Raw genomic sequence first — 26,818 nt, forward strand, 5'->3', positions numbered from 1 at the left:
CCTTCATTTCATGTCTCGTGAGGAAGCAGGGGAACCGCCGGTGATCCAGCGGCGCATTCTGCTACTCCTTGCCGCCGGGTTGACTATCTCCACCATCGCCAAGCTGGTGTTCCTGAGCGAGCGCGCCGTCCACGAGCACATCGCCACCCTCAAGAACCAAACGGGTGCCAAGAACCAGTTCGCCCTAGGCGCTGAAGCCGCCAAGCGCGGCTGGCTGTAACGATTACGGCGTCTTCGACGCCGTAATCCACAGTTGCGTGATTTCAGGTCCCCTGAACGCGGTCGTGCGAAGCAACGACCGGCATGCGCTATTCCGCTTCTTTGGCGGCGTTTTTGGCGGCCTCGGCGGCTGCTGTGCCAGCGCGGGCGCGAGCGACCCAGCCCTCGATGTTTCGCTGATGCGCCCTGGCGACCGCTAGCGCGCCCGCCGGAACGTCCTTGTCGATGACCGAACCTGCGGCGGTGTAGGCGCCGTCGCCAATCGTTACCGGAGCCACGAACGTGGTGTCACAGCTCGTCTTCACATGCGAACCGATCGTGGTGCGGCTCTTGGTGGTGCCGTTGTAGTTGGCGGTGAGGTTGCCCGCGCCGATGTTGGACTGTTCGCCCACGGTGGTGTCGCCCAGATAGGACAGATGTGGCACCTTCGTGCCCTCGCCTAGCGACGAATTCTTAAGCTCCACAAAGGTTCCGACCTTGCTCTTGCGGCCAAGTGTCGTTCCTGGACGAAGGTAGGCGAACGGCCCAACGTTAGCGCCGTCACCGATTTCAGCCAGCTCCGCGTGTGCCCGGACGACCTTCGCGCCCTCGCCCACGACAGTGTCGATCAGTGTGACGTCGGGCCCGATAACGGACCCTTCGCCGACCTCGGTCGCGCCCTTGAGCTGTGTGTTTGGCTCGATAACCGCGTCACGCCCGACGTTGACTGTCACATCGATCCACGTCGTCGCCGGGTCGTTGATGGTGACGCCATCGCGCATCAGCCGGGTGTTGATCCGGTCGCGCAAAAGAGACCGCAGGTGCGCCAGCTCCGCGCGATCGTTGCAGCCGAGCGTTTCATCGGCATCATCCGCGACGTGTACGCCGACAGCCCGCCCCTGCGCGACAAGCGCCCCGAAGACGTCCGTCAGGTATTCCTCGCCTTGGTCGTTGTGCGCGTTCAGCGAACCCAGGGCACCCCGGAGCAAGGCGGCGTCAAACGCGTAGATCCCAGCGTTGATCTCTCTGATCGCGCGCTGCTCCTGCGTCGCATCGCGCTCTTCGACGATGTGCTGCAGCAAGCCATCGGTCCCGCGAACGATGCGGCCCAGGCCGGTGGGATTAGCCACCTCGGCGGCCAGCACTGTCGCCGCGGCACCTGCCTTCTCGTGCGCATCCACCAAAGCTTGCAGCGTCGCGGCACCCAGCAACGGAACATCGCCGTTGAGCACGATCACGGTGCCGTCGGCGTCACCCGGCAGGGCAATGCGGACCGCGTGACCGGTGCCGTTCTGCTGCTCTTGAAGGACCGTCTCGACTGCGGGCGCTATTTCGGTCAGGTGTGCGGTGACCTGGTCAGCCCGGTTGCCGACGACCGCGATCACGCGAGCGGCGGCGAGAGGGGCAGCGGCAGCGAGCACGTGCCCGACCAGAGAACGCCCGAGCAGCGGGTGCAGCATCTTCGGCAGAGCCGATTTCATGCGCTTACCTTCGCCAGCAGCGAGCACGATCACCGTACGAGACATTAATGGCACCTATCATCGATACGGACAAAAGCCATAAGCTCGGGCGCAAGGACTCGAACCTTGAAAGCAGGTACCAAAAACCTGAGTGTTGCCAATTACACCACGCCCGAACAATTGGCCCGAAGCAGACTTTGCCGCCCTGGACCAGCTTGCCGGAGCTAGCTTAGCGCCCCACCGTCGGTGACGGTCAACGGCCTTTGCCCTCGGCCAGTCAGCAAGTTGTGGGGTTAGCACTACTGTCAAACTACGGGACCGTATTCGCCGGTAGCCCGAACGGCCTATCCGAACGGTCAGGCGCACCGCCCAGCACCCTCTCCGGCTAGCCGCCGTTTGGCCAGAGTTGCGCAGGTCAGAAGCTGACCGGTCGTACTCCTACCCGATAGACCGTTACTGACCGCGATGAAACGGTAACTCCATGCCATCAGATCTGATTGACAGCTACAGCAGCTACCAGCGCAGCGAATCCCGGTCTGACCGCACCATCGACGACCGCAAACGCATCCTGTCCACCCTCGATCAGGAACTGCCCTACGGCATCGAAGGCACCAGCGAAGAAGAGCTGCGCGACTGGCTGTGGCGCGACGGCCTGTCCCTGTCGAGCCGCGAAACCTACTACGGCGCCATCGCCGACTTCTACAAGTGGGCAGCGGCCGAAGGCCACTTCGAGTTCAACCCGGTTGAGCGCATCACCCGCCCGAAACCACCACAGCGGCTGCCCCGGCCCGTCACCGACGAGCAGCTCACCTACGCCCTGGCGTGCGCCCGCGAGCCGTACCTGACGTTCATCAAGCTCGCCGCCTACGCCGGGGAACGGTGCATCGACATCGCCCACCAGCGCCGCGAGCTCATCAGTGAACAGGCGGTGAGCATCGTGCAGTCCAAAGGCGGCAAGGCACGGGTCGTGCCCACCCACCCGGTCATCTGGGAGGCGGTCCGCGACCTGCCGCAAGGCCCAGTGACCGGGCTGGATGAGCGCCAGATCTCCATCTCCACCGCGAACTACTTCTCCCGCACGCTGAAGATGCCAGGCGTCACCCTGCACCGGTTCCGGCACTGGTTCGGCACGATGGTGCAGCGGCTCTACAAGGACCTGCGCGTCACGCAGGAACTCATGGGGCACGCCGACCCGCGAACCACGGCAGGCTACGCGCTCGTGGCGGCCGAGCAGACCCGGGCGGCTATCGATCTTCTGCCAGATTTCTCCGCCGCACTAGCCGCCGCTGGGCTGGCAGCTGCGGCACCTCGTTCTCTTCGGTGACGACCTCAAGGCGGGGCTCGCGGTCGGGGGGCAGGTGACCGCGTTCACCGACCACGACGACGGTGGCGTGGCCAGACTGGGTCATCGCGATCACGTCCGCCCACGCGGATACGACCGCGATGACCCGGTACTTCTTCCTGGCGCAGTAGACGGCGCACACGTCACGCCATCTGCTGGCGGGCGGGCCGATGAAAGGCACGAACAGGATTGCTTGCTGAAGCGCGGACAGTTTGGGCATGAGAGTCTCCCGCCGCTCAAGACTGGAAACTCTAACCGTGTCCTAATTGTCGTATGCGTGACAAGACATTCATGCGGATTGGCCTGCACTTGCACCCCATTCGGGTGGTCAAACGTGAACGCCGTAACACCTAGCGCACCGCTGCCGATAGCCCCCTGGGCGCTACTCCGCGCCGAACAGGTACTCCAGCTGATAGACCGAGCTGTCAAGGATCATCACGTTCACCTCAACACACTTACCCGCACGCGTGTTCGCCCGCCGCGTGATCTCGATGACCTGCACACCCGTCGGCAACCCCATCTCCTCACGCTCGGCAGACGTGGGCGCGCGCACGATCAGATGCTCAGCGAACTCGTTAGGCTCAAACCCTGCCTCCGCCATGCGCGCATAGATGCCACCAGGCCCCGGCCCGGTGTAGGCGATCGACGGTGCTGCGGCGACCACCTCCAGCGGCAGGTACGACGTCGCCAGCTGGACGACCCGGTCCTCGACGGCGAACCGGCGCGCCCGCGTCAGGACAGCCGCACCGGCAGGGATGTTCAGCGCCGCGGCGACCGTGCCCGGCGCGGGCACCTCGGTCACGTCCACGTTCACGACACGCAGCCGCTGCCCAGTGTCGTGGTCCTGAATAGCCAGCCCGGCACCCCACTGCCGCTTCGACAAGCGCCCCGGTGACGACCGGACGATCCGCGAGAACGTCCGCACATACAGGCCGTTGCCGTGCCGGGATACGACCACACCCTCGGCGCGCAGCAGCTCGACAGCCCGCGCGACCGTCCCAGTTGGAACACTGAACCGCTCGGCAAGCTCCCTGACGGTCGGCAGGCGGTCGCCCTCGACGAGCCGCTGCTCATCGATGAAGGCCCTGAGCTGGTCGGCGACGATTCTGTAGCCCGGCTTGGACATGCAGGCAGGCTAGCAGTGTTCAGCGGAACACAACATTGAGTGTTCAGAACAGCACCTGTCTACTTGAGGGCAGGCGCCGGAGTTGACTAGCGCACCTGGCCAGCTCCGGCGCCGCTACGGAGGTGCGCCATGGACTGGATCATCGCTCTGCCAGCGTTCGTGCTGGGCTTCATCACCGCAGTGCTCGCCATGCGTGGCCGTGAACGCGGCACACCCGTCGGGCAGATCCGCGAATGCGTCTCGGTGGTGTGGTGCTCGCATTGCGGCATGCCACAGAGCGCCCTGTGCCAGACCCACAAGCTCCCAGCTGGCGTCGTCCAGCCGTAGATCTCTGGCGGCCGGCCTGCCGGGTTGATCCCTGGCCTCTGGCCGCCAGTCCCCCTAATCGCGGCGGGCCTCACGCCGGATGCGTTCCAGTTCCCGCTCGACGGCGCGCAGGACCAGCGCCGTCATCGTTTCGCCGCGGTCCTTCGCGATGGCGGTCGCCTCGTCCCAGATCCCACCCGCACGGAGATAGCGCTTCGGCGTCTCACCCGTGGTGACTGGCCTCCCGCGCGCGCGCTTCTCCTTCATGCCGGAAGTGTACACCCACGAATTCTGACTTCGTGTACACCCACTATTAGCCGTTCGGCTGACTTGACGGCATGTCCATATCGAATTAGTGGGTGTACGCTAAATCCATCGCGTCGAGCCCAGAGGCTCCGCCCCCATACATTCCCCAGGAGGGACACCATGAACACCACTCCAACCCAGGCGCAGCAGTTCGCCGCCGCCTACGCCGCCGACATGGCAGCCGCGATGCTCAAAACCATCAAACGCGTCCGCCAGTCAGCCACCGTCATCATGCTCATCGCCATGGTGGTCAGCTACACCCACCAGGCCACCTTCCTCGACAGCATCGGCACCGGCGTCCTCGGTGCCTGGCTCATCCCCGGCGCCCTCGACGCCCTCACCTTCCTGTGCGTCAAGGTCCTCGGCACCGCAGGAATGCACCCGGCAGCCAAGTCGATGGCCATGCGGGTCCTCGTCTTCCCCGTCCTCGCCAGCGGCTTCATCAACGTCATGGGCCCCGGCAACTGGATCACCAAGCTTGTGTTCGTCGTCGCCGTCCTGCTGATCCCGGCCGCCGAACTCGTCGCCACCCGGATCAAGCCAGACTTCACCGCGATGGACGCCATGGAGCGCGACATCACCCCCGCCGCCGCCCCTGAGGCCGACGAGGAACTGACCGCCCAGCGCCGCGCATCCGCCCTCAAGGCCGCCGAGACGCGCCGCGAGCGCAAGGCTGAGCGCGAGGCGAAGGCAGAAGCCCAGCGCGAGGCACGCCGTGCACGAGCTGCCGCCCGCAAGCTTGAGGAACTCGCACCCACCAGCCCAGGCCACCCGGCCGTGATCCTGAGCGCCAGCGACAAGGAAGCACTGGCCCACCTGATGGCCGCATGAAGACGCCAAAAATGGCCCGGACCTCCGAAGAGGACCGGGCCATTTTCATTCCCAAGAATGGCGCGTGAAACCAGTTTCGATATGTGCCTAGCTGCTGCTTAGCCCGTGAAACATCAACCCGCGCTCGGGCGTGTCGCGGCGGGTTTCGGCTCGTTCGGGACCACGTAGGTGATACCGCCACCGGCTGCTACGGCCAGAAGGACCTCAACCCACTCCTGTGGGGTGATGGCGTCGTCAGCCATCACCTTGAGCAGCACGACACCGCCAGCGATCACCGCCGAGATGATGGCCTTACGGGACCGTTTAACCCATGCCAGCATTGCTGTTCCTTTCCACTAGAGGTGCCCCCTGGTCAACCACACGTCTGCGACGGAGGCGGCGGGATCGGGTTGCCCTCCCGCTTGCCCTCGTTGAACGCGCGGCCCTTCTCGTACTCACCGAATGCCCGCTGAAGGGCAGCCAGACGGGCAGCCGGGTCAGCGATGTGCAGAGCCCTGTTCTGCTCCGCAAGCAAGGCGGTGGACAGCTCACGCTCATCCGAGGCGATCTCGGCACGCAGCCGCTGGTTCGCGTTCGCCGCGTCAACGTATGCGGCCACACACTCGGTCAGCCGCCGCTGCTCCCCGGTCAGCCGCCGCTGCTGGTAGGACAGGATCAGGGACCAGCCCAAGGCGAAGACCACCCCGACCACGACCAGCCGGTAGACCAGTCTGCTGTCGAGGAACCTCTGCACCCGCACCAGTGCTTCAGTTGGCATCATTTGCCTCTCTGCTTGGCCCGGTCCCAGCTGCGCCGTGCGTAGTGCGCGGCGCAGACGACAACGAACAGGGACACCAGGATTTGAAGAAGGTAGGAGATCACTCCTCGGCCTCCTCTTGGGAGACCTGCCCCGGCGGCTTGCGCCGGACGTACAGGGCTGTGAACACCCCGGCAGGGATCACAAGCACCATCGGATCAGGGCGGTTACCCGCCTTCACATCCGACCAGGCAACTGCGCCCACAACGGCGAGAGTCCACAGCATGACCAGGTTGCGGACCCAGTTGGACACATGCCCCTCAGCTTTCAGTTAGTTATCTGGTGTGGCGCCATCGACGGCGCCAAGGACCTTGCGCAGGGCGGCTTCGAGCACCGCCTGGTCGACAACGACCGCTGGCTTTTCGGCGAGTGCCTTCAGCGCGAAGTGGACCTCGTTGCGTTCCTTGCGGGGAGCGGGCTCGCCCGGGATGTGGAACTCGGCATAGGGCAGGTTGAACATGACGGCCCGCTGACGGGCGTCGGTGGCGATGATGTTGTTCGCCCGGTCCTGATCCATGTCGTCGTCTCCGTTCGTGTGAGCCGTTACGGCGGGCCATGACGCGGCGTTCTCATCGCCGGAGGCCAGGCCCGAGAAGTGCGCGTGGTCGGGGTGTGGGTCGTCGAGCTTGGGCTGCTTGACCCATCCGTATGTCCTTGAGTAGAGCCAGCCGTCAAAGATGACGTACCGCAGTCTCGGTTCCCCGCCCGCCCGCTCCCGGGCCTGCTCGGCGGCCACGACACGCTCGACCAGCCCTTGAAGCTGTGCCCGGCTCATGGCTGGGCCGAGCATCACGTCGATCGCGCGGTGCTCCGGGTTGCTGTCGGCATCGGACTGCGCGGGTCGGCTGCCCGAGGTGTCGTCTTCGTTGTGGTCCGACGCGCGCAGCTGGTGTGCGGCGTCGCCGATGCCGTAGATGGTGACGCCCGGATAGGCCGCGGCGATGTCATCGGTGAGCGCCTGCATACTCCGGGATCTCATCAGCGCACCGCCCTCGCGCCCTTGACGGTTTCACTGCCAGTGACACCGAGCCCGTGTGGCAGGCCGAGCACCATCGACACCCGCTGAATGTCCGGGAAGCAGGCGCCCGGCTGTTCCGCACGGTGCGCGGCGCAGTCGTGAACGAACCCGGCCGTCGGCGACCACCACACCTCTTCGATCCGCGCGTCCCGGCACGCCTGGTCGATGACCAGCCGGTCGACGTTGCGCGCCACCAGCTCGGTACGCAGCTGGGCGACACCGTCATCGCGCGAAGTGGGCTTGGCCGGAAGGATCAGGCCATGCCCCGGTACTACTTCCATTGCCATGAGCCCTCCTAGGCGGGCCGGTAGCGGATAGTGCCAGCGAGCGCGTCGGAGGTGCCGAACGTGAACGGCACCGTCGGGGTGACGTCACCGCCGTCGGACACCAGGCGCAGCTGGGTGGTGGAGAACATGTGCACGGTGATCGGGCGGCGGATCGTGCCCGAATCGAGCACCCAGCCCTGGCCGACGACCAGGTCGGTTTGGCTGGCGTGCGCCGTGAACGGCAAGTCGACCATCCACGACCCGGCACCGTAGGTCGACGTGGTGCCGAACACGAACGTGAACTGCCAGTCGAGGACGTCGGCACCCGAGATGCGCCGGTAGATGCCGTTGCGGGTGCCGTTGCCCAGCGCTGGGTTGGACCCCGACCCGGTCAGGGTCGGCAGGTGTGTTGTCCAACCGGGTGCGATGAGCGCGTTGAGCTGGGCGGCGGTTACCCGCTGCCCGGAGGCGAACGTCACGGTCCCCCCTACAAGGCCGGAATGATCGGGTCGCGGACGTGAACTTCAGCCCCGGCAAGGTGCGCCTTCGTAACGCCGTTGACTGAGCGGGTGACCGTGAATGTTTGCGGGCTTGACGCACCAGCGATAGCTGTCACCGTCATCACCTCACCGCCGATGAGCAGCGGGAAAGGCATCTCGGCCGAATCGGTGGTCCACAAGTCCGTCGAGACGGAGGTCGTCACCGACAGCGACGTCGCCGAAGAGGTGACGTCTGAGGTGAGAGTTGAGCTGCCCGAGTCGAGCCGCTGCTCGCCGTCTAGGTCGAACACCTCATACGGCGAGGCCGGCGAGGTGTTGAGTGAAACGTCCCAGCTGACCGTGTCCCACCGCTCCGTGTAGCCCTCGATGATGAGGTCTATCTGGTCAGGTGGCAGGCCTGCGGGCGGGTTGTCGATCGTCACCCTGCTGCCCAGCGGTGTGGCCAGCCAGGATGGGATCAGGTCCGGTGAGCCGTGCAGTTTGATGGGGATGCCGGGCCACCGGTACTCATCCACGGTGCCGATGTGGACCTTCCACGCGGCCACGTCTGTCAGCTGGGTGTCCGTTTCGACGTTGACTGTCGCCTGGTCGTCGTACAGGCCATTGAGTGCCACGTTCGCGTCGTCGCGGTAGGTGGCGAACGAGCCGCCGTCGCGCGAGACCGTCCACTCGTTACGCAGCCGCTGATCGTCGTCGGCCGGTGCGGGCATGATGATGTGCCCGGCGTCGAAATCGAGCTCCAAGGTGACCGGCTGGTTGCAGCGTTCAGACAGCGCCTGGTAGGCGATACCGAACTGGTGCTCGTAAAGCACACCGCCGTCGGCGGCCTCGCAGTCGCGCAGCTCGTCAAGCAGTGTGCCGGTGCCCTGCGGGCCCATCGCCACCGAAGACGACGCCGTCACATGTGCCGGTATCGACGCCTCCCGGCACAGACGGGACACCCGCTCGTGTGCCATCTCACCGGCCCAGCCGTTAAGCGCGGCGGCGTTGAGGACCAGGTCCGTGCTCACACTGAAGCCCGGGTCGGTGAAAACAGCGGCATGCCCGAACGCGATCTGGTCGGTCGTCGATGCCGCCGAAATCGTCACCGTGGCGATAGTGCTGTGACCGCCAGCCACAGACCCGCCGTTGACCGCCGCACCTGACCCGTCGATAGCCGCCAGGCCCAGGTAGGCAATCACGTTGGAGCCGCTGGTGCGCTCGGCGACCCTGACCGACCACCATTCGCCATAGAACTCGGCCGCCAGCGGGTTACCCGGCCCGGTCCCGTCGAACAGGACTTGAGCCACCGTCTGCACGGTGCCGAACACGTCATACCCGCGCAGGATCATCTGGCTCGGCGGGCCGGGTGACAGGTTCAGCTCATACCGGGCGATGAGCCCCTCGCCACCGGTGTCGATCGCGGCGATCGTGGTAGATGGGGAGGGTTCGCTTGGTGCCCGGAGGAGAAGCTGCAGCGCCCACAGCCCACCTGTGGTGTAGGACGGGACGGTGAACACGGCAGAGGCGCCGCTGTCAAAGACGGGAAGGGGCCGCGACCCGGCCAGGTCGGACTGTGCCGCGTAGGCGACCGTGCCGGTTGGGATGACGGCCTGCGTGTTCAGTGTTGCCGGAAGGAACGACAGGGACTCGGCCCCGTCTTCCATCGGCCAGTAGGCCAGCGGCACATAGTCGCCCGGTGTGGTGCCGAGCGTGCTTCTCGTTACCGCCGAGCGGAGCACCTCGCCTTGCGCCAGCCTGCGCATGACGCCCGCGCAGGTGATGGTGACGAAGCTGTCGGTACCGGACTGGTCGCCCCAGCGGGTGGGCAGCTCGTTGATGTAGCCGTAGTAGCGGTCGACGAATCCGGAGCCGGGGTTGAGTTCGATCCAGATCGGGGTGTTGCGCGACAGCAGGCCGAAGTAAGGGCCGGTCGGGTTGAGGCGGACGAAGATGCCGTCTGGGTTGCGCAGCTTCAGCTGTGCTTTGGACGCGGTGACGCGGCCATATTCGTCCCTGCGCCCCAACGTCAGGGAAACACCCAGGTCCTCGCGCACATACTCGGTGACGTCGAGCCAGTTCCAGGTCAGGTGTGAGGCGTTCAGGTCGGCGCCGAGTGCGATGTGGACCCGCATGGACAGGGGTGATGCCGGGAAGGTGACCGGCAGCAGCTGGGTGGAGATTCCGGGCCAGCCTGCCCGCCGGAACCGTCTGCGCCGGGCGAGCGATGCCTGCCGGACGTAGGCGGCGCTAGGCATGGACTACTCCATCCACTGAATCCAGCAGCGCATGTCCACGGCGGTCGTCGGGGTTGTCGCACGCAGGCGCACGAACGAAGACACGGCGACGACCGGGCCCTCACCGGGCACCCAGAAGTACTCGTAACGCATCGCCGCGGCGGCCTCAGCCGACACTGAGCTAATCGACACCGCGTCGAACGTCTTCGTCGTCACCGGTGCCGTCTCCGAAGAGGATGTGAAGCCGGTCGCCGACGTGCCAAGCGTTAGCAGCGAAGCGGGCGAGCCCGGGTTGATCGGCTGAACTCCCGACGCCCCATGCGCTGTCACCGTCGCCGCCGTATCCGACTGGATCAGGTCTACGACGGCATCCGCGCCGGGAGGGTCGTCGATGCTGTAGCCCCAGCCGAGCAGCATGATCTGCCGCGTGGACGGAGTTGCCAGCTGCAACATGGTCTTGATGGACGTGCCGGTTGTTACGGCCGCCGGTGAGGCGGTCGTGACCATCGCCGAATTCCATGCCCTGTAGCGGTGAAGCACTGGTTCTCCTTACGCAGCACCGAAAGCGCGCAGGTCCCCGCCATCCACGCGGACCTGGTGCAAGATGAATGGCCAGATGGCCTGAACGAAGGCGTCGAAGGCCGGGTTGCCTGACGGTGTGATCGCGATACTCACGACTGGGCGAGCCGGTGCGGCTGTGGCGGCGAGCATCGAACGGGACTGTGACGCGCTGTAGACACGGCCACCTGAGGCGCCCATCTCCAGCAGCTCCGGGCCGTCCTCACCGACCACATAGGTGGTGTTCGGGTGCACGGGACCACCGGCGGCACGGCCGCCACCAAACCCGGACGAGTCACCAGAACGCGCACGCGCAGCGGCCGAGGTGGAGCCAAGAAGTCCAGCGAGTATGCGGGCCTGAGCAATCGCCTCAGCGAGCCCCGGGGTTTTGAACTCGGTGGTGACGGCCGCCGGAATGCCCTTGTAGGCGTCGATGAGCCGGTTGACCTCTTCCTTGTTGAAGCCGAGCGCGAGCAGGTTGCTGCGCAGAGCTTCAAGCTGCCGGTCGTAGGCGGCGTTGGCCTCGTCGACTTTCTCCGGCACGGTCGCGGTCGCGTCCCGCAGGTCTTTGATCGCCTGGATCTGATCGAGAACTGCGTCACGATTACGCAGCCCCTCTTCGCTGGTGAGCGCGAGGGTGCGCTTGCCCTGCAACAGCTCCTTCTGAAGCGCGATCAGGCCCTTCTGGTAGGCGACCGTCGCCTCATCGAGGTCCATGATCGGATCGAAGACGGCATCAATAGCGTTCTTGAGCGCCTTCATCTCGTCGGCGGTCTTCTCCGCCTCCGTCTTGATGCCGTTGAGGTTCGTGGTGAACCGGGGCATCTGGTTTGTCGCGTGATCGACGGCATCGCCAGTGTCGACGAACATTCCGTTGAGCAGGCCCAGCCCAGCACCAAGAGGCAGGAAGAACTTCAGCCACGTGGGCATGTCAGCGAACGCACCTGTGGCGACTTCCCCGATCGCGATGAACCACTGGTAGGCGTCCGAGAGCACGTTGACCAGAAGCCCGAAGCCGTGCAGGGCGTCACCGACGAGCACGATCAGGTCGTGCATCGCCGCCGCCGCACCCTCCGGCTCTTCGGCGATCAGGTCGAACATGGCCGACAGGTCATCGCCCAGGCCTGGCAGCGCGTTGGCGAGAACCGTCAGCACGGGCTCGGCTGAGCGCAAGGCGTTCTTCAGCCCCGGCAGCGTGTTCTGGATCATCTCCGTGAACCCGCGCGCCAGCGGAAGGACCGCATTGGCTAGTGAGCTGAACTCCGGCTTCAGGTCGCGGGCGATGTTCCGCGCGGCGATCCTGAATTCCTGCAGCGACTCGACCACGGGCTCGACGAACGGGATGCCCAGGTCGCCGAACGACGACACGAACGTCTGCCCGAAGTCCTTGGCCGCGGCCTTGACCGACTCGTCACGCGCCGCCGCGGCGACACCGCCGACGATGCCGCCGAGCCCGACGCTGCCGATAACGGCGGCACCGATGGAGGCGCCGATCGCTGGGCTCAGTGCGACACCGATCGCGGCAGCCGCTGCGATCACTGGGCTGCCGCCCGCCGAGATGGCCTTGGAGAACGACTCGACAAGCGTTGTGCCCGCCTGAGCGCCCGCCTGGGCGGAACGGCGCAGCAACTCGGTGTCGTCGTCGCCGAGCAGGAGCCGGTCGACCCGCTTCAGTTCGGCGAGGCGCTTCTTGTCCTTGCGCAGATCGGCGAGGAACGCATCAGCACCCGTGCGCTGGAAAGCCTTGGCCGTGTTTTTGATCCGCTCCTCAAGCCCGGCCATCTCGCGGGAAAGGGCTGAGGTTTCCTTGCCCATCTCGCCGAAGACAGTGCCGGTCTTGTGGGCTTCGTCCCCGATGCCCTTGAGGCTGCGCTTGCTTTTCTCCTCGCCGCGCACGACGACATCGATCGCCACCTCATTACGGCCGGCCATCCGATCGACCCCCGTCCGATTGATGGAGAGTGATCTCGTGCGCGATGCCGCTACCGTGCAGGCGTGAGCAATGAACTGATTCGCATCGGCAAGCCGCCGCAGGCGCCCCCGCAGAGGCCGTGGGCCCGCCGCCGCCAGGGATTGCTTTTCACCTCGGCGGGGGTCTTCATCGGGGTGGCCGTCGCCGTCGTGTTCGTCATTAGTGGCCGCCTACAGGGCAGCGCACCAGCATCGTCGTTACCTGACTCCGCTTGGTCCGTCTCGCCGACACCGACGTTGAAGTCGCTCGACGTTCATGGCGCCTGTGTGCTGCTGTTGCCGACTCTGCAGTCGGGGGCGGACGCGGTCAGAGACTTGGCGGCGGCACCGGATGGATCCCGGGTTGACTGGCCAGAGCTGGACAAGACGGTCGCCGACCTGAAGACAATCGCCGCCGTCACCCCGCAGGACCTGCGTGATGATGTTGGGCAGCAGATCGCGACGCTGTCGGCATTCCTGGACATGCGGGCGACGGGCAGCAACATGACCGTCGACCTCATGGATTTCCGGGCTTCCGGGCTGCGTATCGCCGCGCGCTGCGCGCCGTACGCGTCCCGCTAACGCTTCTTCAGCCCGTCCTTGATGTAGGTGTCTGCCTCACGTGCGGTCAGCTGCCGCACCTCACGGGCGGGCATCTGGTAGACGCGCCAGAACCAGGGCAGCAGCGGCTTCAGGCCTTCTTGGACCGTTTTGTCTCCGAGGACGGCTCCGAGGAGCCCCCATCCGGGGGGACCGCGTCATCACCGGCCAGCGGGTCGCGGTAACGCGCCTTCAAGGTCTTGATGTTGAAGTCCTTGAACGGCACCGTGTCCACTTTGTTCATCTTGCGGGCCAGCCAGATGACACCCTTGATGCCCAGCGCTGTGCCCTCGGCAAACTCGCCCGCCAGCAGCACCACTGTGCCGATGCCGGTTTCCTTCTCCCACTTGTGCAGCTCGTCGAACGGCACATCGTGCAGCTGGTCACGGTCGAACGGCACCCACTCGGGGCCGCCGTACTGTGCCAGGTCTTCGTCGCTGAGCCGGAACTCTGTCGGCATCAGATAGCCCTCTCGATTTTGGCGGCCACTTTGCCCATGGCGTCGCCTATGTCTTTGGCCGCCTTCGGGGCGGCACGTCTGGCCGGTTCACTGGCCCAGCCGGGCCGAATCTGCTGGGTCACCCACGGGTTCGTCATCCGGGTGCCGTCACTGAGCCGCCGGTACCGGCCATACACCGGATGGCGTAGCCGCCCGCGTTCCATGGACGCCAGGTCCCGTTCGCGGGCCTTGCCCAGACCGATGAATTCGATGGAGATCCTGCGGTCGCGCGACAGGCGAACCTGCACCTTGCTGCGCAGCGACGACGCGAACGTCTTCTCGAACCCCTTGGGCATGTAGGTGTCTGTGGAGCGGCGCACTTCGCGTTCCACCGAGGTGGCCGCCTTGCGGATGCCCCGGCTCAACTCGGCGGCCAGGTCCTTTTCGCCCGCCTCGCGCAGGGCTTTGGCCATGTCGAACAGGCCGCGCTCGCCACGGATACCGACGGCGAGGCTCACGGTTTAGCTCGTCGCCCGCGACAGGGTTCCCGCGCCCGGCCACTGAACGCTGACCGTAGCCAGGTCACCGACGCTGTTACCGAACGGGTTGTACTGCGACACGAGCACTGAGCCGGAGTACTCCGGGTTGGTCGCGCCAATCGCGCTCGACGTCGGCCGCACCTTCACGGTCGTCGTCGTGCCCAGCAGCGGCCACAGCGTGGCGTCCACCGCCGAGGCGGCGAAGTCGCTGTTGAACTCAGGCTGAACCGACCAGTCCTTCAGGCCACCGATACGTGACCGGTAGGTGTCGCCAAAGGCGGTGTCGTCGAGCTCGTCGGCCGAAACGTTGACGGTAACGGCCCGGCAGAAGCTCGACAGGACAACGCTGTTGACCTCAAGGCGGGCGTCGATGAAGGCAAAGCTTGCCATGGTAAGTCTCCTTAGGAGCCGATGCCGATGGCACCAGCGATCGAGAAAGTGCCGGTTACCGCAGTGACGTTGAAGCGGTAGTGGGTATCAGTGATCGCACCGGCGACACGGGTCATCCAAGTGCCACCAGTGGTGGTAATCGGGCCGATGGTTTGCCGCGTGGTGGCCGAGGTGAAGTTGGCGTTGTCGTCAGACTCGACGATCACGGTGATCGTCGTTCCGGCGGTGAAGACATGGAAGGTCGCGTACAGGAACTGCGCGGCGCCCACCTGTCCAAGGTTCACGCCCGTGCCGGTAGCGCCGGTCGAAGACACATTGGCCTTCGCTTTGGCGACCTGGCCACGGATCGCACCGACCGCGTTCGTGCTCGACTGGCTCACCTGAAATGGGGTGACCTGGCCGATCTGGCCGAACGGCGAGTACCGGAACACGCCACCCTGATACAGATAGGCGGGTGTCGTTTCGGTGCTCAACGAAGAGATCGTTGTGACCCGGTCACTGGTGCCGAGGTTGGTGAAGAACTCCGGGTCGGGGGTGCCGGTACCGGCCTCGTAGAAGCCCGAATAGGTGGCCGAAAGGGTCTTCAGCCCACCAGTGCGGCGGCGATAGGTCGAGCCGAACGGGGTGCAGTCGAGCTCTTCGGTGCTGATATTGGCCGCCATCTGGTTCAGATAGCCGGTGGCGTCGAACCCGCCGATCCAGGTAGTGGCATCGACGAAGGCGAAGGAGCCCATTACGCCCCCTTCTTGGCCTTGGGTAGCACCTTGACCAGCTGCGCCTGTGTGAGTACGGCGATGTTCGTTTCGGCTGGGTCGAGGTAGGCGATTTGGCCCTTGGTGACGTCCTGCGTTTCCGCGACGCGCACCGGCTTGACGACCGGGTTGCCTTCGCCGTCGAACAGCGGCGCGCCGTTGGGGCCGAATTGGACCTCTTCTACCTCGCGGTAGCCGGTCACCGAGACGATCGGGAGGTCTCCGATCACCTCGCAGCGGACAAGGTGTTCCACAGCGGACTCCAGGCATGCGAAAGTGGCCCAGACTCGGCTGGGCTGCGGTGGGATGTGGTGTCCAGCTAGGACAGGAAAGACATGAGCGCGATGCTCAGGGTGATCTCGGAGTAGCTGCCACCGTCGTCGGTGAGCCAGCTGTCCAGGTCGACCGACTCGACTCTGGCCAGTTTCAGGTTGGCCAGGTCGCCGAGGGTGTAGTTCTCGGCGATGTAGTCCTCGACGATGGTCGACAGGGCGGCAGCGCGGGCCTCGGCGTCCTCTGTGGTCGCCTCGCCCTTCTTGCAGACGCGGATGTGCAGCCTCAGCGTCAGGTCTTCCTTGCGTTTGACCCGCCCGCCGGAGCCGCCTTTCATCGCGGCCAGCTCGACGGGGCCGCTGATTTTGCCGCCGTAGATGACCTCTTCAGGAACATCGCGGGGCATGTTGTAGGCGACTTCGACACCTGTCATTCCGGACAGGCCGGTCAGGACGTTGTCGGTGCCGACGAGCCGGGCCTTGGCCGCCGCGGCGATCGTGCCGCTCATCAGCGGCCACCGTGGAACAGCGAATACCGCTGCGGCGAGTACGACAGTGTCCGCGACGCCGGGACGGCACCGCCGTTGGTGCCGGTGGTGCGGCGGGAGTAGCGGCCGTAGATGGCGTCAACCTCGGGCAGGCCGGTTTTATACGCGCCGGGCATGTCGAGCCTGTATGTCGCTCCGTCAGTGACGGTGAACGAGGTTGTCCGGTCCGGAATCCCCGTCTTGTTCAGGTTCAGCCGTGTCCGCAGCCGGGTCAGCGACGCCTGCACTAGGTCTGCTGGTGGCCGGTCGAGGCCGTATTCGAACTCGACCACCACATTCGCGCGGGCCTCGGTGAACACGTTGCCGTCGGTGCGGATCAGCCGCCCATCGTCGGTGACCGTCAGCGCCGCCAGCTCGGCGGCGGTGAACGCCACGAACGTCTCGTCCATCGCCGGGGCCATCGTCACCGACCGCACCACCCGCACATCGGCGACCGAACGAACCGGGTCACTGTGGGCCAGCAGCAGCGTCGAGGTCCCCGCACCATCGAGCACGACCCGGTCGTAGCGGGGCACGAACGACCTGTCACAGATCGTCTCGCACTCCGTTTCGACCTCAAGCCGCTTCAGTGCCAGGTCGGCCGTCGGGTATTTGCTCGCGTCAGACAGGGAAGTATCGGACGCGCGGCCCTGCGCGAGGGTGAAGTAGAACCCGCCCACGATCTCCACATAGTCGACCTCGGTCACCGAACCGCCGCCGACGGTGGCCGTCCAGGTGACCGTCAGCCGCCGCAACGACGACTGTGCCGCCAAAGGTGCCGTGATCCGCCCGGAACTCCCACCCACGACCGTCGCGTTACCCGACGACACAGCGGTGCCGTTGGCGTCCACGATGGCGTAGGTGGGAGTGCCCGTCGGGTCGGTGGCCGTCTCGTCCACATAGAACGTGTGGCTCAGCGTCGCCGCGGCGTTGGAGGCAAGGCGGGTGAAGCCCACGGCTAGCCGATCCTGACCGACCCGGCAACGGTGCCGGTGCCGCCCACGTCGACGTAGACGCCGTTGAGGCACCACGTCGGGTGGTTGAGCGCCACGTCGGCGGAGCCCCCGGCGGCGAGGTTGACCGCGCCGATGAGGGTCCCTGACGCGGCCGAGGCGTTGTCGTAGATCCTCACCGTCGCGGCATTGCTGCCGCCGGTCTCCTGCACCGTATAGCCGCCGAACAGGACGCCACCAGTGGCCTTGACCGCCTGGTCGGATCCAGTCAGCGCGACCGTCTGGTAGCTCTGCTTCATGGGTTAGACCCCAGCCAGCTGGTAGTTGACGATCACGAGCAGGTTCGGGATGAGCAGGCCAGTGCCCCCCACCGTTTTGATCATGGTGAGGGTGTCCCCTGCGGTGATACTCACCCCGGCACCAAGAGTCATCGACTCCTCGGTCAGCGCGACCGAGTTCGTTGTCGACCACGCCCGCGACGCGGTAGTGGCCGCTGCGGCGCCCGCCGTGTGCCGGGTCAGGGTGTAGGTGGCGAAGTTGGTGCCATCGGCGGTGATCGCCGCTGACGGGACGATGGTGACGGCGGTGACGACACAGTCCAGTGGCGCCTTCCAGACGGGAAGGTTGCCGGTGGAGGCCGCGTTGCCGGTGGATTCGAGGGCCACCTGGTGGTACAGGGTGCCGCGCATTTCTTTGAGCTGCATGGCTGGTTTTCTCCTTCGTGAATGTCTGGTGTGGACGGAGCAGCCACCACCCGTGATGGGCGGTGGCTGTCAGCCATGCTGGCTAGCCCTGGCCCCTGTAAAAACCGCGGTGGTCCAAGGCGGTGCCGGAGAAGATGAAGCGGCACTTCCAGGTGAAGACGTCGGCGTTGAACACGCTGCCCGAGTTCGGGTCCGACTGCGTGAACAGCTCCGGCTCCTCCTTGCCCTGGTAGAAGCCGACCTCAATCGTCGGGACCTGTGACGGGTCGGCGACCAGGAACCAGTCGTTGGCGTCGGTCGCGTACGGCAGCAGGATGTGGCGCAGGCCGTTGGCCTGGTGAATGTTCGGGGTGTCCGACGCACCAGCCGGGGTGGCCGGGACAGCCACAGCTGAGGTGCACAGCTGGAAGGCCAGTTCCTCCAGCTCCGGCGGAACGATCAGGTACTTGGGGGTCAGGCCGAGGATCTCGACCGAGTTGCCGTACGCGGCCTGTTCGATCATCTTGCGGCGGCCGACCGACAGGGTCGTCTGCGACAGCGCCGAGCTGGTGTCGGTGTTGGCGTGAGCGGCGTCGAACAGCGCCACCGAGTCGTAGGTGCAGGTGACACCGTTGCCTGAGATCAGCATGTCCCACACGAAGCGGTAGAGGGTTTGCGCGGCCGCACGGCCGAGCTTGCCCGGGATCCGCTGAATCGCGCGCACGTCATCGTTGGCGATCATTTCCAGGGTGACGTCTTCCGTGCCACCCTTCTTCACCAGCGCGTACGTCGCCTCCTCATCACCGGGGGTGGTCAGCGGCTGGTACGGGGCTCCCTGGTTGACAGTCGGCAGCACGCCGTAGCCGCCGATGCGCCCGACCCGCTGAGTGCGGAAGTCCATCACCGGCACGGTCGAGGACACGATCGAACGCCACGTCTGAAGCGACGGGTTGGAGTACTCGGCCACCATGCGCCGGGTGACGCTGTCACCGAGGACCTGCGCCCAGGTGGAGGTGTCGCCGGACTCCGTCGAGCGGGTGGCCACACCGGAGTCGAAGCCGGAACCGAACGACTCACGCAGGATCTGCCGGGACAAGTCCTCGCGGCCAAGGTAGGCCGGGCGGTATCCGGTGAAGTCCATGTAGGCCTGCTGGAAGCTGCGGTAGCCCTTGCTGTAGTCGCCAGCGAAGAACGCGTCGAGCGCGTCGACCTTCTTCTGGCGGGCCTCCTGGGTGACCTGGACCGTCACCGTAGGCGCCAAACCGGCACGCTCAGCCACACCGAGCGCCGCCTTAAGTGCTGTGATCTGCGAGTCCACGTCGGACTCGGTCACATGCTGCGGAAGAGCCTCACGGATCTGCGTGCCGACAGCGGCGGGCAGCTGCGCCTCGCTCACCTTCTGGCTGATCATCAGACCGGCCATGAAGCTGGACTTGTCAACGGACCCCGCTGGGGGCGGGGCGGGTGCCGCTTCGGTCACCTTGCTCAGTCCGAACCCGGCGAGCTGCTCGGGCGTGGCTTCTTTGAGCGCGGCGAGCACGGCTTCTGACGTGACGGTCACGTCTTCCTCCTGGTTGCTCTCTGGGTCGGTTTCATCGATTCCTCCCGCGAGGACGCGGGTGGCCTTGCCTCCGGCAGCGGGGTCTGCGACCACGTCGGCGGAGTGGACTTTGGTGATGCGCACGGCCTCCTGGACACGCCGTCCGCCGACGCTGGTGTGCTTGAGCACCGTCATGGCGTCATGGGAGATGCCGACGATCGGCGGGAGGCCAGCGGCTTGCGCGGCCACGGAGGCGTCGAGCGCTTCGGCGGTGTGCGTCGCTGACGGCAGCAGGTGCAAGTCGGCGTACAGCCCGTCGGCGGCGGCTTCGACGTTGCGGTAGAACCCGACCAGCCCGGAAATCGTCGACGACTTCAGCTCATCGGGGGTGCGGTGCCGGTCGAACGCCTTCGCACCGTCATACAGCTTGGCGGCCGTTTTGAGCACCGATGCCGGGTAGTTGCGCCCGTTCTTACTCTCACCCGCGCGAATGATCTGCACCCGGAAGATGCGGCCACCATCGTTGGAGGTGCCGCGTGCTTCCAGCACCCGGCCACCGTCGATGCGCTCCAGCTGCGGGGCCTCGGCCTCACGGGTGTGCTCGGCGACCGCCTCGCGCACGAACGCGGCGAAGCCGACCTCAGCCGGATCAGTGTCGGCTAGCGGGTCGAGGCGGCGAAGGAAGTCGACGTTACGGGCGAGCTCGACGTCGCCGCTGGCCTCTTGAATGGCGGCCTCAACGGATTCCAGCCACTCGACCGGGTCGACCTCAAGGTCTGTTTCTGGGTACACGAAAGTCTCCCTCGGGGAAGGGCTGAAAGGGTTGTGACAAAAGGAAAGAAACGGGACTAGCGGCTGTTATCGCGCCTTCACGGCGGCGATGATGTCCGCTTTCCGCGTTACACCGCTGAGCTTGGAACCTGTCCGCTGCTCGTGGAAGTCCTTGAGCTGCTTGATGGTCATCGTGTTGAGCACGTCATCGGCGGGCATCGGGCCGGTTGGGCTGGCGATCGCATCCGCCGCTGCCACCTTCAGCGCGGCGCGGCCGGTGCTGGCTCCCGCTGCGGCTTTCGGAGCACGTACGCGTGCTGGCTTGGTGCCCTCCATGTCGGCAAGCTTCTTGCTGCCGCCCACACCGTCGATTTTGATGAGGTGCTTCAGTTCCCCGCCAACCTTCACCGCGCCCTGACGGTCTTCCGGGCTGAGTGACTTCAGATTCGCGACAGGGATGAACTGCGCACCGCCGGAATTGGCGAGCTCCTTCAGTGCGGCGTCTTGCTCGGGGGCGGTATATCCCTTGGCGGCCAGCTGCTTACGCAGTTCGGACAAGCGCACCCATCCGCCTGGTTTGTCGGCCAGGTCGCCGACCGCGCCGCGAACGTCGCCTGATGCGCTCGCGGCCCTCGCCGCAGGCACTGAACCGCCGCCGCTTCCGCCGCGCCGCATCTGGCCGTTTTCGACGATGCCGAGCAGGTGCTTGTCTTCGCCGGACAGATTCAGCGCCGCCGCCCGGTCTTCGGGCGACAGCATCTTGCGGTTCTCTTCCGGGAGTAGCCGAATCTGGCCCACCTTCACGAGGTTGAGCAGCACCTTGTCTTGGTCCTCGCGGGTGCCGCCAAGCTTCTTGCGGAGATCGGCCAGACTGACCCACTCGCGGCCTGGGTCGGCCAGCTCATCAAACGCGGTGTCGACCCGTTGCCGGATTTCGCCAGTGCTGACGGCAGACGTTTCAAGCGCACCGCCCTTGCCTGTGCTCTTCGGCTGGATTCCGCCTCCGCTACCGAACAGCTTCACCGCAGCGTCGTACTGCTCGACGTCCTTGTCCTGCTCATCTTTCGGGAGCTTGCCGAACGGGACATCCAGGTCACCGCCACGGGCCCAGTCATTGCGTTCCAGCCATGCGTCGTGGATAGCCGCACCGGCCTCCTCGCGGCTGAGATTCCCCCCGCGAGTGCGCATCAGGTCCACCACGACCTTCGCCGCCGCGCGGTTCTCGGCCTGCCAGTCCTCCGGCAGATCCTCAAACGGCGTGTTGGCGATATCGACCTGGTCAGTACCGTGTTTGGCTTTCCACTTGGCGTCCTTGGTCGTCTTCACCCGGGGCTCAAACCCGCCATCGGGCTGGGCGCGGCTGGCACGCCAGTTCTCGTGGAACACCGAAGCAAGCCGGTCGGTGGCGCCAGCACCCTCAAGGCCACCGCCTTTTTGAAGTTCAGCCGTCCTGAGCTCTCGTTGGCGGACGGCATCGGCGGGACTCGACACTGATGCCTTTTTCCATGGCGGTACGAAGTCGTCTGGGCTGCCGTCGCTTTTCGTCCCCAAGCCGTGGGCGAGGAGGTTGATGCGCATGCCGACAAGCGTTTCGACGAGGCCAGCAACCTTGTCTGCTTTCGTGCCGAATGGCATGACCTTGGTGTCGTGCTCGGCCGCGAACTCCTTGATCTGTGGGAGTGTCATGCCGCTAAGTAGTTCGGTCAGCCGTCCACGGTCTTCGGGCTCGGGGTCTTCGATCATCTCGGCGGCGGTCCTGCTGCCCGATTGCCGCCTGGCGGAAGGCTTCTGCTTGGCCTGGATCTCGTCCAGGTCGTGGCGGAAGTTGCCCTTTGGGTCCAGCTTCGCGAACACCTTGCCGGCGATCGAGTCGCGTGACTCGCCACGGCTCAGCGAAATGTCCATAGCCTTCGCGGCGCGCACCAGCTGGTCGCGGGAGAAGCTATCGAACGGGTGGCCTTCACCGTCGAAATCGCGCAATGCCTTCTTGAGCAGGTCCGGCATCGGCCGGAACTTGCCCGCGCTCGGGTGGCCCTTGGGCCAGCGGGCGTGCTTCTTGATGTCGAACGCTTCCAGGGCGCGCAGCACCATCGCTACGGCGGGAGACACCGCCGCGAACAGGTGGGCGACAGAGCGCTCAGGAGCTTGCAGCACCCCTCGCACCCTTCTTCGAAGCCGCTGCCTTCTTCACCGTGGCACCCTCGGGCAGGTCCATCAGTTCCGGCCCGTCCTCGCCCACCACGCGCGAGGCCTTCGGTGCCGGGTCGTCAACCTCGGGCACATAGGCGCGTGCGGTCGTCTCCGACACCAGCATCACCCGCCCGTCGCGCAACGTCACCACACACCCGGCCGAATGATCCACGACCGACACCACAGCCGTCTCGTGCACGCCAAGCCGTTGTGCCGCATCAACTTTCGTCATCGAACCCCTCCGGTCTTCACCAGCCGCAAATGGGCCTCCTCAACCTCGGACGCGATATCGTCCGGATTGGCGTCCGAACCCGACAGTTCGGCCCGGTAAGGCACACCCATGAAGTCTTCCCACGCCTTACGGCCGGCCAGTTTCGCCGCCTCAGGCTCGATAATCTGCGCGTCCACCAGCGTTTGAAGGCCCGTGGCCAGGTTCAGCAGCACCTGCGCGGTGATCGCCGCATCCGCTGCCGCGATCTCCGGGCCGGTCACCATCACCGCCTGCGAGGCGGGGATTTCGGTCTTCTCACCGGTGCGCGGGTCGGTCGCCTGAACCATCGCCGGGAGCCGCTTGGCCGCCACCGCCCGGTCAACGGCGAACCGCACTAGCTCTGTCTGCTGATACAGCCACACGTTCTGCACACCACCGACACGGCGGCGCACCGGCTCAGCCATCGACTGCGACGTGGCACGGTTGGCGCCGTCCGGTTCGGACAGCCACGTCTTGGCGAGGCCAGCCCCGGAGGCGATGGACGTCAGCACGGCGCTGTTGGCCTGAACGTCTTCGGCGGCACCGGTTTGCGCGTTGAGCGCGCCCCATTTCACCGTCTCGTTGTGGACCTCGATCGACCCCGACGGTGGTGCGTGGGTGCCGCCACGGGCGGTAACGAAGTCGTCGACGTCCTTCTGGTCGCCCTCGACGGTCACGTCGAACGCGAAATACCGCATGATCGCCGTGCGGTCGATCAGGTTGGACAGCACTAGGTCGTAGTTGTCGAGCCAGTCCAGGATCGGCGTCAAAAACGGCATCCCACGGATGTCAGTGTCCAGGGTGCGCCACGGGGCCCAGAACATCGCCTGGCCCTCACGCAACTCCGTGTCATCGCTGACCGTCACCAGTGACAGCTCGCGATCCTCTTCCTCAGAACTTAACGGCGCCAGGATCGCCTTACTCGGCCACAGCGGGTTACCGGCGCGGATCTTCACATCCTTGACCAGTGACGGGTCGACAGGTGCGAACCGCACCACCCCGGACTGCTTGCCCTCAAGCATTTCGTAAAACTTTTCGCCCAGCAGCAGCTGCGAGCGAAGCGACAGCTCCTGAATGTGCCCCAGGCGGTTGGCCGGGTCATCCCAGAACTGGCGTGCCACCACATCCACGTCGGGGTTGGTGCACTGCAGCTTCACCCCGGACGCGCCGACACAGAACGCCACGTATGTGTCGATGATTGCCGTCGCCATCGGGTTGGACCGGTACGCGGTCACCGAATAGGCGCGCGCCTTCTCCCGCGTCCAGTACGGAACCTCACGCGACCCACGCCCTGCCGAGCGGTAGCCGGTGTCGCCGTCGACCGGGTCGGTGCCCCACGTGCCCAGCATCGAGCCGGTGGCGACAACCTGTTCCGAGGTGGCCTCGACGATCCTGCGCGCGGGGCGCAGCCAGGACCTCATGCGTACCACCGCTCAAGGTCAAACGTCTCGACTTTCAATGCCTCGGTGGCCATCTCCACGGCATCCGGATGTCCCTCAGCGACAGCCTGAAGCACGCCGACGTACAGCTTGTCGGTGTCCTCGTGGCTGGCCTCTGGGTCGTACCGTTCGCCGGTTAGCGACGCCAGGTACGCAACGGTGGCCCGGACCTCTTCGAGGGTCATGCCGACCGTGCCGCCGCAGGACGGGGCTTAACCGTCGCCAGCTTCGCCGTCGGCTCCGACGCCCACTGCTTGGCCTCCGCGTCGGCATGCGACATGGCGACCGCGGCGAGCCAGACGGCCTCAACCGCGACGATGAACATCGACACGAACCAGGCACCCGGCACGTTCAGCGCGGACAGGAAACCGCCGACGGACACAGCGATCGCGATCAAGCCGGCCACGCCAAGCAGGTTGCTAAACAGGCCCGACGGGATGCGGGGCACGTGAAACCGGACCTCCATACAGGCCTCCTAGATCTTCAGGCGGCCCTGCGGCCGGAACGGATTCGCGGTAGACAAGGCGCTCTGCGATGGCGCACCGACCGGTGCGCGCTTCTTCGTATTGGCGAACAGCCACGACCGCTGCTCGAAGGTGTAGCGGGCGATCGTCAAAGACCCGATCGGCGAAATCTCGGCATCCGAAGTCGCGCGCGCCCACGACGTGGCATCCGCCGACGAGCTGCGGATCTTCGCACCAGCGGCGGCCTCAGTCAGCTGCGAGGCCGGAACGACCCGGAACCCGCGCTGCTTAACAGCGTCACGGATCTGCCCACACGCTGCCGCCAGCTCCAGCCCGCCAGCCACGAGCAGATCCCCACGCCGGGGAGTCTCATCGCCGCGGCGCTTCTTGAGCACCGGCTCCGGCAGCTGATCGGGACGGTAGAACCCGGCATCGGTGAGCTCCAGCTTGATGGACTCATACGTGCCCGGGCCCATCCCGAACGCGATCGGGTCAAGCTCCTTGCGGATCTCAATCAGCCGGGGGACGACCCATTCGACACCGTCGCGGTAATCGATGAGCTGCCCGTGACCGAGACCGTCAGCACGCTTGCCGAATACGGTGATCGACGCGTAGTCGCGCATCACCGAAATGTCCACAGCCACAGCCAGATCACCATCGCGGCGCGACAGTGGGTCCTGAATCTCGGCCCACGCCTTCATGTCGATGACACCCGCACCATCACGGTGCGGAAGCCACACACCAAGCCGCTCGGCCGCGTACTTCGAGCCCAGCCCGGAAGGCTTCTGCTCGTCGATCACGGTCTCGATCTCGATGCGGATACCCAGCGCCGGATTGCACGCGTACGCCAAATCGATGTCGTGAGCCCGGTCGCGGTCCTCGGCGCGGGTCATGTCGAGGTCGGCACCCCAGTCGAAGTGCGCCAGCCGTGACTCGCCGTTCTCGCCGTCAGCCTTGAGGCCGTACACCCAGGCGTCATCAACCCGCGGGGGTGTGCCGAAGAACCACATCTGCCACTTCGGCATCGCGCTGACGGTCGGCTGGATCGCCGCCATCTGATCGGCGGTGATCTCCTGCGCCTCGTCCATCACCAGCCGCGGCGACGAGAAGCCACGCACCGCGGTGTCGCTTCGGGTGTGGTACTCCAGACGGCGGCCGTCCTTCAGGACGATCATCCGCTCGCCGTTGGCGTGACGGTAACGCTCCACCTGCCGGTGGAACGCCGGCGTCCGGCGGCACAAGCGCTCCATGCGCTCGTACGCCTTCTTCGACGTCTTGTGCTCATGCGCACTGTGCGTGATCTCGTCGACCTTCATGTCGTCGAGGAACAGCCACGCCAGCTCCAGCGCCTCGATGATGCCGCCCTTGCCGTTCTGGCGCGGCACCCAAACCGAGTTCTTCTTTGCCGTCCAGTCCCCAGCTGCCGGGCCGTCCGGGCCGAGCACGAGGTGCTGACCAAGCCCGTGCGTGAGAACAAATTCTTGCCACGGGTCGAGATGAAGCCCGGCGCGTTTGGCGTTGGCGATCACTTCGGGCGCGGCCGAAAAGTCGTACGGAGGGTAGTTAGCGACCCGCGGCGTCTGCGATCCGAGCCTTTCGCCGAGCTGCAAGTTCATCGTCTTCGCCGCCCCCAGCCGTTGGTTGTGCGCCGGAATCGGCGGCGGCGAGGGCGCCCATCATCCGCAGTTCGGTGAAGATCTGCTTGAGGGCGAGTGCTTGCTGGCGCGCTTCGGCAAGCGGGGCGTTGATGACCAGCTCGGCTAACTCTGGGTTACCGCGAGTCTCGACAATATCGATCCATGACTCTGCGTCACCTGACAGTAAGTGATCAAGCTTTTCTAAGCGATCGACAATCCTGCATGCCTCTTCGGCCAGAACGCGTGCCGCAGGCGTTAAAACGCCACGTTTATGCAGGTCAGACCATAGAGCCGCGCCGCGTTCGTCCAAAGTAGAGGGAACACTCTGTGTCACGGTGACCCCCAGTAGTCGCCCCAAGATCCAGCCCGGGGAGAGACAAGGCGCCATAGGTGCTGCGGGTGGCGCGGTGATCCAAAATGGACTTTGACCCCCGGGGGTTGGTCACACAGCGTTATCCCAGTTCAGAGGCACTTTGCGATCTTCATGTCAATCACTCTG

34 protein-coding genes and 1 tRNA gene are annotated in these 26,818 nt (G+C 65.6%); 5 read left to right on the forward strand and 30 right to left on the reverse strand.

The window, feature by feature from the left end:
- Positions 1–10: 10 nt before the first annotated feature.
- Positions 11–220 carry a LuxR C-terminal-related transcriptional regulator gene (locus A3E1_RS0136640; RefSeq protein ID WP_157631966.1) on the forward strand — a complete coding sequence of 70 codons (210 nt, stop codon included), beginning with the start codon at positions 11–13 and terminating at the stop codon, positions 218–220.
- Positions 221–308: 88 nt separating this feature from the next.
- Here A3E1_RS0136640 and glmU read toward each other — a convergent pair whose 3' ends face one another.
- Positions 309–1,724 carry a bifunctional UDP-N-acetylglucosamine diphosphorylase/glucosamine-1-phosphate N-acetyltransferase GlmU gene (gene glmU, locus A3E1_RS0136645; RefSeq protein WP_026209196.1) on the reverse strand — a complete coding sequence of 472 codons (1,416 nt, stop codon included), beginning with the start codon at positions 1,722–1,724 and terminating at the stop codon, positions 309–311.
- A gap of 38 nt (positions 1,725–1,762) precedes the next feature.
- Positions 1,763–1,834 (reverse strand) — tRNA-Gln (locus A3E1_RS0136650).
- Positions 1,835–2,139: 305 nt separating this feature from the next.
- Between A3E1_RS0136650 and A3E1_RS0136655 the strand changes: the two genes are divergently transcribed.
- Positions 2,140–2,982 carry a tyrosine-type recombinase/integrase gene (locus A3E1_RS0136655; RefSeq protein ID WP_020525815.1) on the forward strand — a complete coding sequence of 281 codons (843 nt, stop codon included), beginning with the start codon at positions 2,140–2,142 and terminating at the stop codon, positions 2,980–2,982.
- 400 nt (positions 2,983–3,382) lie between these two features.
- Here A3E1_RS0136655 and A3E1_RS0136665 read toward each other — a convergent pair whose 3' ends face one another.
- Positions 3,383–4,126, reverse strand: coding sequence for a GntR family transcriptional regulator (locus A3E1_RS0136665; protein WP_020525816.1), 744 nt, complete (start codon positions 4,124–4,126; stop codon positions 3,383–3,385).
- Positions 4,127–4,255: 129 nt separating this feature from the next.
- On the opposite strand from A3E1_RS0136665, the gene A3E1_RS0136670 reads away from it, so the two are divergent.
- Entirely contained in the window at positions 4,256–4,453 is a 198-nt protein-coding gene (locus A3E1_RS0136670; RefSeq protein ID WP_020525817.1) for a hypothetical protein, read from the forward strand.
- Positions 4,454–4,507: 54 nt separating this feature from the next.
- On the opposite strand, the gene A3E1_RS0136675 is transcribed toward A3E1_RS0136670, so the two are convergent.
- A complete protein-coding gene (locus A3E1_RS0136675; RefSeq protein WP_157631967.1) occupies positions 4,508–4,699 on the reverse strand; it encodes a hypothetical protein in 192 nt (63 codons plus the stop codon).
- A 159-nt stretch (positions 4,700–4,858) separates the two neighbouring features.
- Between A3E1_RS0136675 and A3E1_RS0136680 the strand changes: the two genes are divergently transcribed.
- Positions 4,859–5,569, forward strand: coding sequence for a hypothetical protein (locus tag A3E1_RS0136680; RefSeq protein ID WP_020525819.1), 711 nt, complete (start codon positions 4,859–4,861; stop codon positions 5,567–5,569).
- A gap of 113 nt (positions 5,570–5,682) precedes the next feature.
- Here A3E1_RS0136680 and A3E1_RS0136685 read toward each other — a convergent pair whose 3' ends face one another.
- The 9 genes from A3E1_RS0136685 to A3E1_RS0136730 form a co-directional block, all read right to left on the reverse strand.
- Positions 5,683–5,889: a hypothetical protein gene (locus tag A3E1_RS0136685; RefSeq protein ID WP_020525820.1), complete on the reverse strand. Its 207-nt coding sequence runs from the start codon at positions 5,887–5,889 to the stop codon at positions 5,683–5,685.
- Positions 5,890–5,921: 32 nt separating this feature from the next.
- Positions 5,922–6,326: a hypothetical protein gene (locus tag A3E1_RS0136690; RefSeq protein WP_020525821.1), complete on the reverse strand. Its 405-nt coding sequence runs from the start codon at positions 6,324–6,326 to the stop codon at positions 5,922–5,924.
- A 100-nt stretch (positions 6,327–6,426) separates the two neighbouring features.
- Positions 6,427–6,618 (reverse strand): hypothetical protein, encoded by a 192-nt coding sequence (locus tag A3E1_RS0136700; protein ID WP_020525823.1) that lies wholly within the window; start codon positions 6,616–6,618, stop codon positions 6,427–6,429.
- Between the two features lie 18 nt (positions 6,619–6,636).
- Positions 6,637–7,344, reverse strand: coding sequence for a hypothetical protein (locus A3E1_RS0136705; protein ID WP_157631968.1), 708 nt, complete (start codon positions 7,342–7,344; stop codon positions 6,637–6,639).
- The gene (locus A3E1_RS0136710) at positions 7,344–7,670 is read right to left on the reverse strand and encodes a hypothetical protein (protein WP_157631969.1); all 327 of its coding nucleotides are present in this window, start codon (positions 7,668–7,670) and stop codon (positions 7,344–7,346) included. The genes A3E1_RS0136705 and A3E1_RS0136710 overlap by 1 nt, the downstream gene beginning before the upstream one ends.
- Before the next feature lie 8 nt (positions 7,671–7,678).
- Entirely contained in the window at positions 7,679–8,128 is a 450-nt protein-coding gene (locus A3E1_RS45475; RefSeq protein ID WP_020525826.1) for a hypothetical protein, read from the reverse strand.
- A gap of 8 nt (positions 8,129–8,136) precedes the next feature.
- Positions 8,137–10,386, reverse strand: coding sequence for a hypothetical protein (locus tag A3E1_RS0136720; RefSeq protein ID WP_020525827.1), 2,250 nt, complete (start codon positions 10,384–10,386; stop codon positions 8,137–8,139).
- Between the two features lie 3 nt (positions 10,387–10,389).
- On the reverse strand, positions 10,390–10,905 hold the full coding sequence (locus A3E1_RS0136725) for a hypothetical protein (RefSeq protein ID WP_211216060.1): 516 nt from the start codon (positions 10,903–10,905) through the stop codon (positions 10,390–10,392).
- A gap of 9 nt (positions 10,906–10,914) precedes the next feature.
- A complete protein-coding gene (locus A3E1_RS0136730; protein WP_020525829.1) occupies positions 10,915–12,855 on the reverse strand; it encodes a hypothetical protein in 1,941 nt (646 codons plus the stop codon).
- A 63-nt stretch (positions 12,856–12,918) separates the two neighbouring features.
- Here A3E1_RS0136730 and A3E1_RS0136735 point away from each other — a divergent pair, with 63 nt between their 5' ends.
- Positions 12,919–13,455, forward strand: coding sequence for a hypothetical protein (locus tag A3E1_RS0136735; protein WP_020525830.1), 537 nt, complete (start codon positions 12,919–12,921; stop codon positions 13,453–13,455).
- A gap of 109 nt (positions 13,456–13,564) precedes the next feature.
- Here A3E1_RS0136735 and A3E1_RS0136740 read toward each other — a convergent pair whose 3' ends face one another.
- From A3E1_RS0136740 to A3E1_RS47595, 17 genes are all read right to left on the reverse strand, one after another.
- Positions 13,565–13,933, reverse strand: a complete 369-nt coding sequence (locus tag A3E1_RS0136740) for a hypothetical protein (RefSeq protein ID WP_020525831.1) — start codon at positions 13,931–13,933, stop codon at positions 13,565–13,567.
- Complete coding sequence (locus A3E1_RS0136745) at positions 13,933–14,430, reverse strand: hypothetical protein (protein WP_020525832.1); 498 nt, start codon at positions 14,428–14,430, stop codon at positions 13,933–13,935. The genes A3E1_RS0136740 and A3E1_RS0136745 overlap by 1 nt, the downstream gene beginning before the upstream one ends.
- A 3-nt stretch (positions 14,431–14,433) precedes the next feature.
- Positions 14,434–14,841 carry a hypothetical protein gene (locus tag A3E1_RS0136750; RefSeq protein ID WP_020525833.1) on the reverse strand — a complete coding sequence of 136 codons (408 nt, stop codon included), beginning with the start codon at positions 14,839–14,841 and terminating at the stop codon, positions 14,434–14,436.
- 11 nt (positions 14,842–14,852) lie between these two features.
- Positions 14,853–15,575: a hypothetical protein gene (locus A3E1_RS0136755; protein WP_020525834.1), complete on the reverse strand. Its 723-nt coding sequence runs from the start codon at positions 15,573–15,575 to the stop codon at positions 14,853–14,855.
- Entirely contained in the window at positions 15,575–15,847 is a 273-nt protein-coding gene (locus A3E1_RS0136760) for a hypothetical protein (protein WP_020525835.1), read from the reverse strand. The genes A3E1_RS0136755 and A3E1_RS0136760 overlap by 1 nt, the downstream gene beginning before the upstream one ends.
- A 65-nt stretch (positions 15,848–15,912) precedes the next feature.
- The gene (locus tag A3E1_RS0136765; protein ID WP_020525836.1) at positions 15,913–16,374 is read right to left on the reverse strand and encodes a hypothetical protein; all 462 of its coding nucleotides are present in this window, start codon (positions 16,372–16,374) and stop codon (positions 15,913–15,915) included.
- On the reverse strand, positions 16,374–17,348 hold the full coding sequence (locus A3E1_RS0136770) for a hypothetical protein (RefSeq protein WP_020525837.1): 975 nt from the start codon (positions 17,346–17,348) through the stop codon (positions 16,374–16,376). Before A3E1_RS0136770 ends, A3E1_RS0136765 begins: the two co-directional genes overlap by 1 nt.
- A gap of 2 nt (positions 17,349–17,350) precedes the next feature.
- Positions 17,351–17,644, reverse strand: coding sequence for a hypothetical protein (locus A3E1_RS0136775; protein ID WP_020525838.1), 294 nt, complete (start codon positions 17,642–17,644; stop codon positions 17,351–17,353).
- 3 nt (positions 17,645–17,647) lie between these two features.
- The gene (locus tag A3E1_RS0136780) at positions 17,648–18,049 is read right to left on the reverse strand and encodes a hypothetical protein (RefSeq protein ID WP_020525839.1); all 402 of its coding nucleotides are present in this window, start codon (positions 18,047–18,049) and stop codon (positions 17,648–17,650) included.
- Positions 18,050–18,131: 82 nt separating this feature from the next.
- The gene (locus A3E1_RS0136785; RefSeq protein ID WP_020525840.1) at positions 18,132–20,360 is read right to left on the reverse strand and encodes a phage major capsid protein; all 2,229 of its coding nucleotides are present in this window, start codon (positions 20,358–20,360) and stop codon (positions 18,132–18,134) included.
- Between the two features lie 66 nt (positions 20,361–20,426).
- A complete protein-coding gene (locus tag A3E1_RS45480) occupies positions 20,427–22,493 on the reverse strand; it encodes a hypothetical protein (RefSeq protein WP_020525841.1) in 2,067 nt (688 codons plus the stop codon).
- Positions 22,477–22,761 (reverse strand): hypothetical protein, encoded by a 285-nt coding sequence (locus A3E1_RS0136800; RefSeq protein ID WP_020525842.1) that lies wholly within the window; start codon positions 22,759–22,761, stop codon positions 22,477–22,479. The genes A3E1_RS45480 and A3E1_RS0136800 overlap by 17 nt, the downstream gene beginning before the upstream one ends.
- Positions 22,758–24,200 carry a hypothetical protein gene (locus A3E1_RS0136805; RefSeq protein WP_020525843.1) on the reverse strand — a complete coding sequence of 481 codons (1,443 nt, stop codon included), beginning with the start codon at positions 24,198–24,200 and terminating at the stop codon, positions 22,758–22,760. Before A3E1_RS0136805 ends, A3E1_RS0136800 begins: the two co-directional genes overlap by 4 nt.
- A complete protein-coding gene (locus A3E1_RS44015; protein WP_020525844.1) occupies positions 24,197–24,403 on the reverse strand; it encodes a hypothetical protein in 207 nt (68 codons plus the stop codon). Before A3E1_RS44015 ends, A3E1_RS0136805 begins: the two co-directional genes overlap by 4 nt.
- Positions 24,400–24,684: a hypothetical protein gene (locus tag A3E1_RS0136815; RefSeq protein ID WP_020525845.1), complete on the reverse strand. Its 285-nt coding sequence runs from the start codon at positions 24,682–24,684 to the stop codon at positions 24,400–24,402. Before A3E1_RS0136815 ends, A3E1_RS44015 begins: the two co-directional genes overlap by 4 nt.
- Positions 24,685–24,693: 9 nt before the next feature.
- Positions 24,694–26,298 carry a hypothetical protein gene (locus A3E1_RS0136820; protein ID WP_020525846.1) on the reverse strand — a complete coding sequence of 535 codons (1,605 nt, stop codon included), beginning with the start codon at positions 26,296–26,298 and terminating at the stop codon, positions 24,694–24,696.
- Positions 26,246–26,629 carry a hypothetical protein gene (locus A3E1_RS47595; protein ID WP_157631970.1) on the reverse strand — a complete coding sequence of 128 codons (384 nt, stop codon included), beginning with the start codon at positions 26,627–26,629 and terminating at the stop codon, positions 26,246–26,248. The genes A3E1_RS0136820 and A3E1_RS47595 overlap by 53 nt, the downstream gene beginning before the upstream one ends.
- Between the last annotated feature and the right edge of the window lie 189 nt (positions 26,630–26,818).

The organism is Catelliglobosispora koreensis DSM 44566, assembly GCF_000379685.1.
GTDB classification, from domain to species: Bacteria; Actinomycetota; Actinomycetes; order Mycobacteriales; family Micromonosporaceae; genus Catelliglobosispora; species Catelliglobosispora koreensis.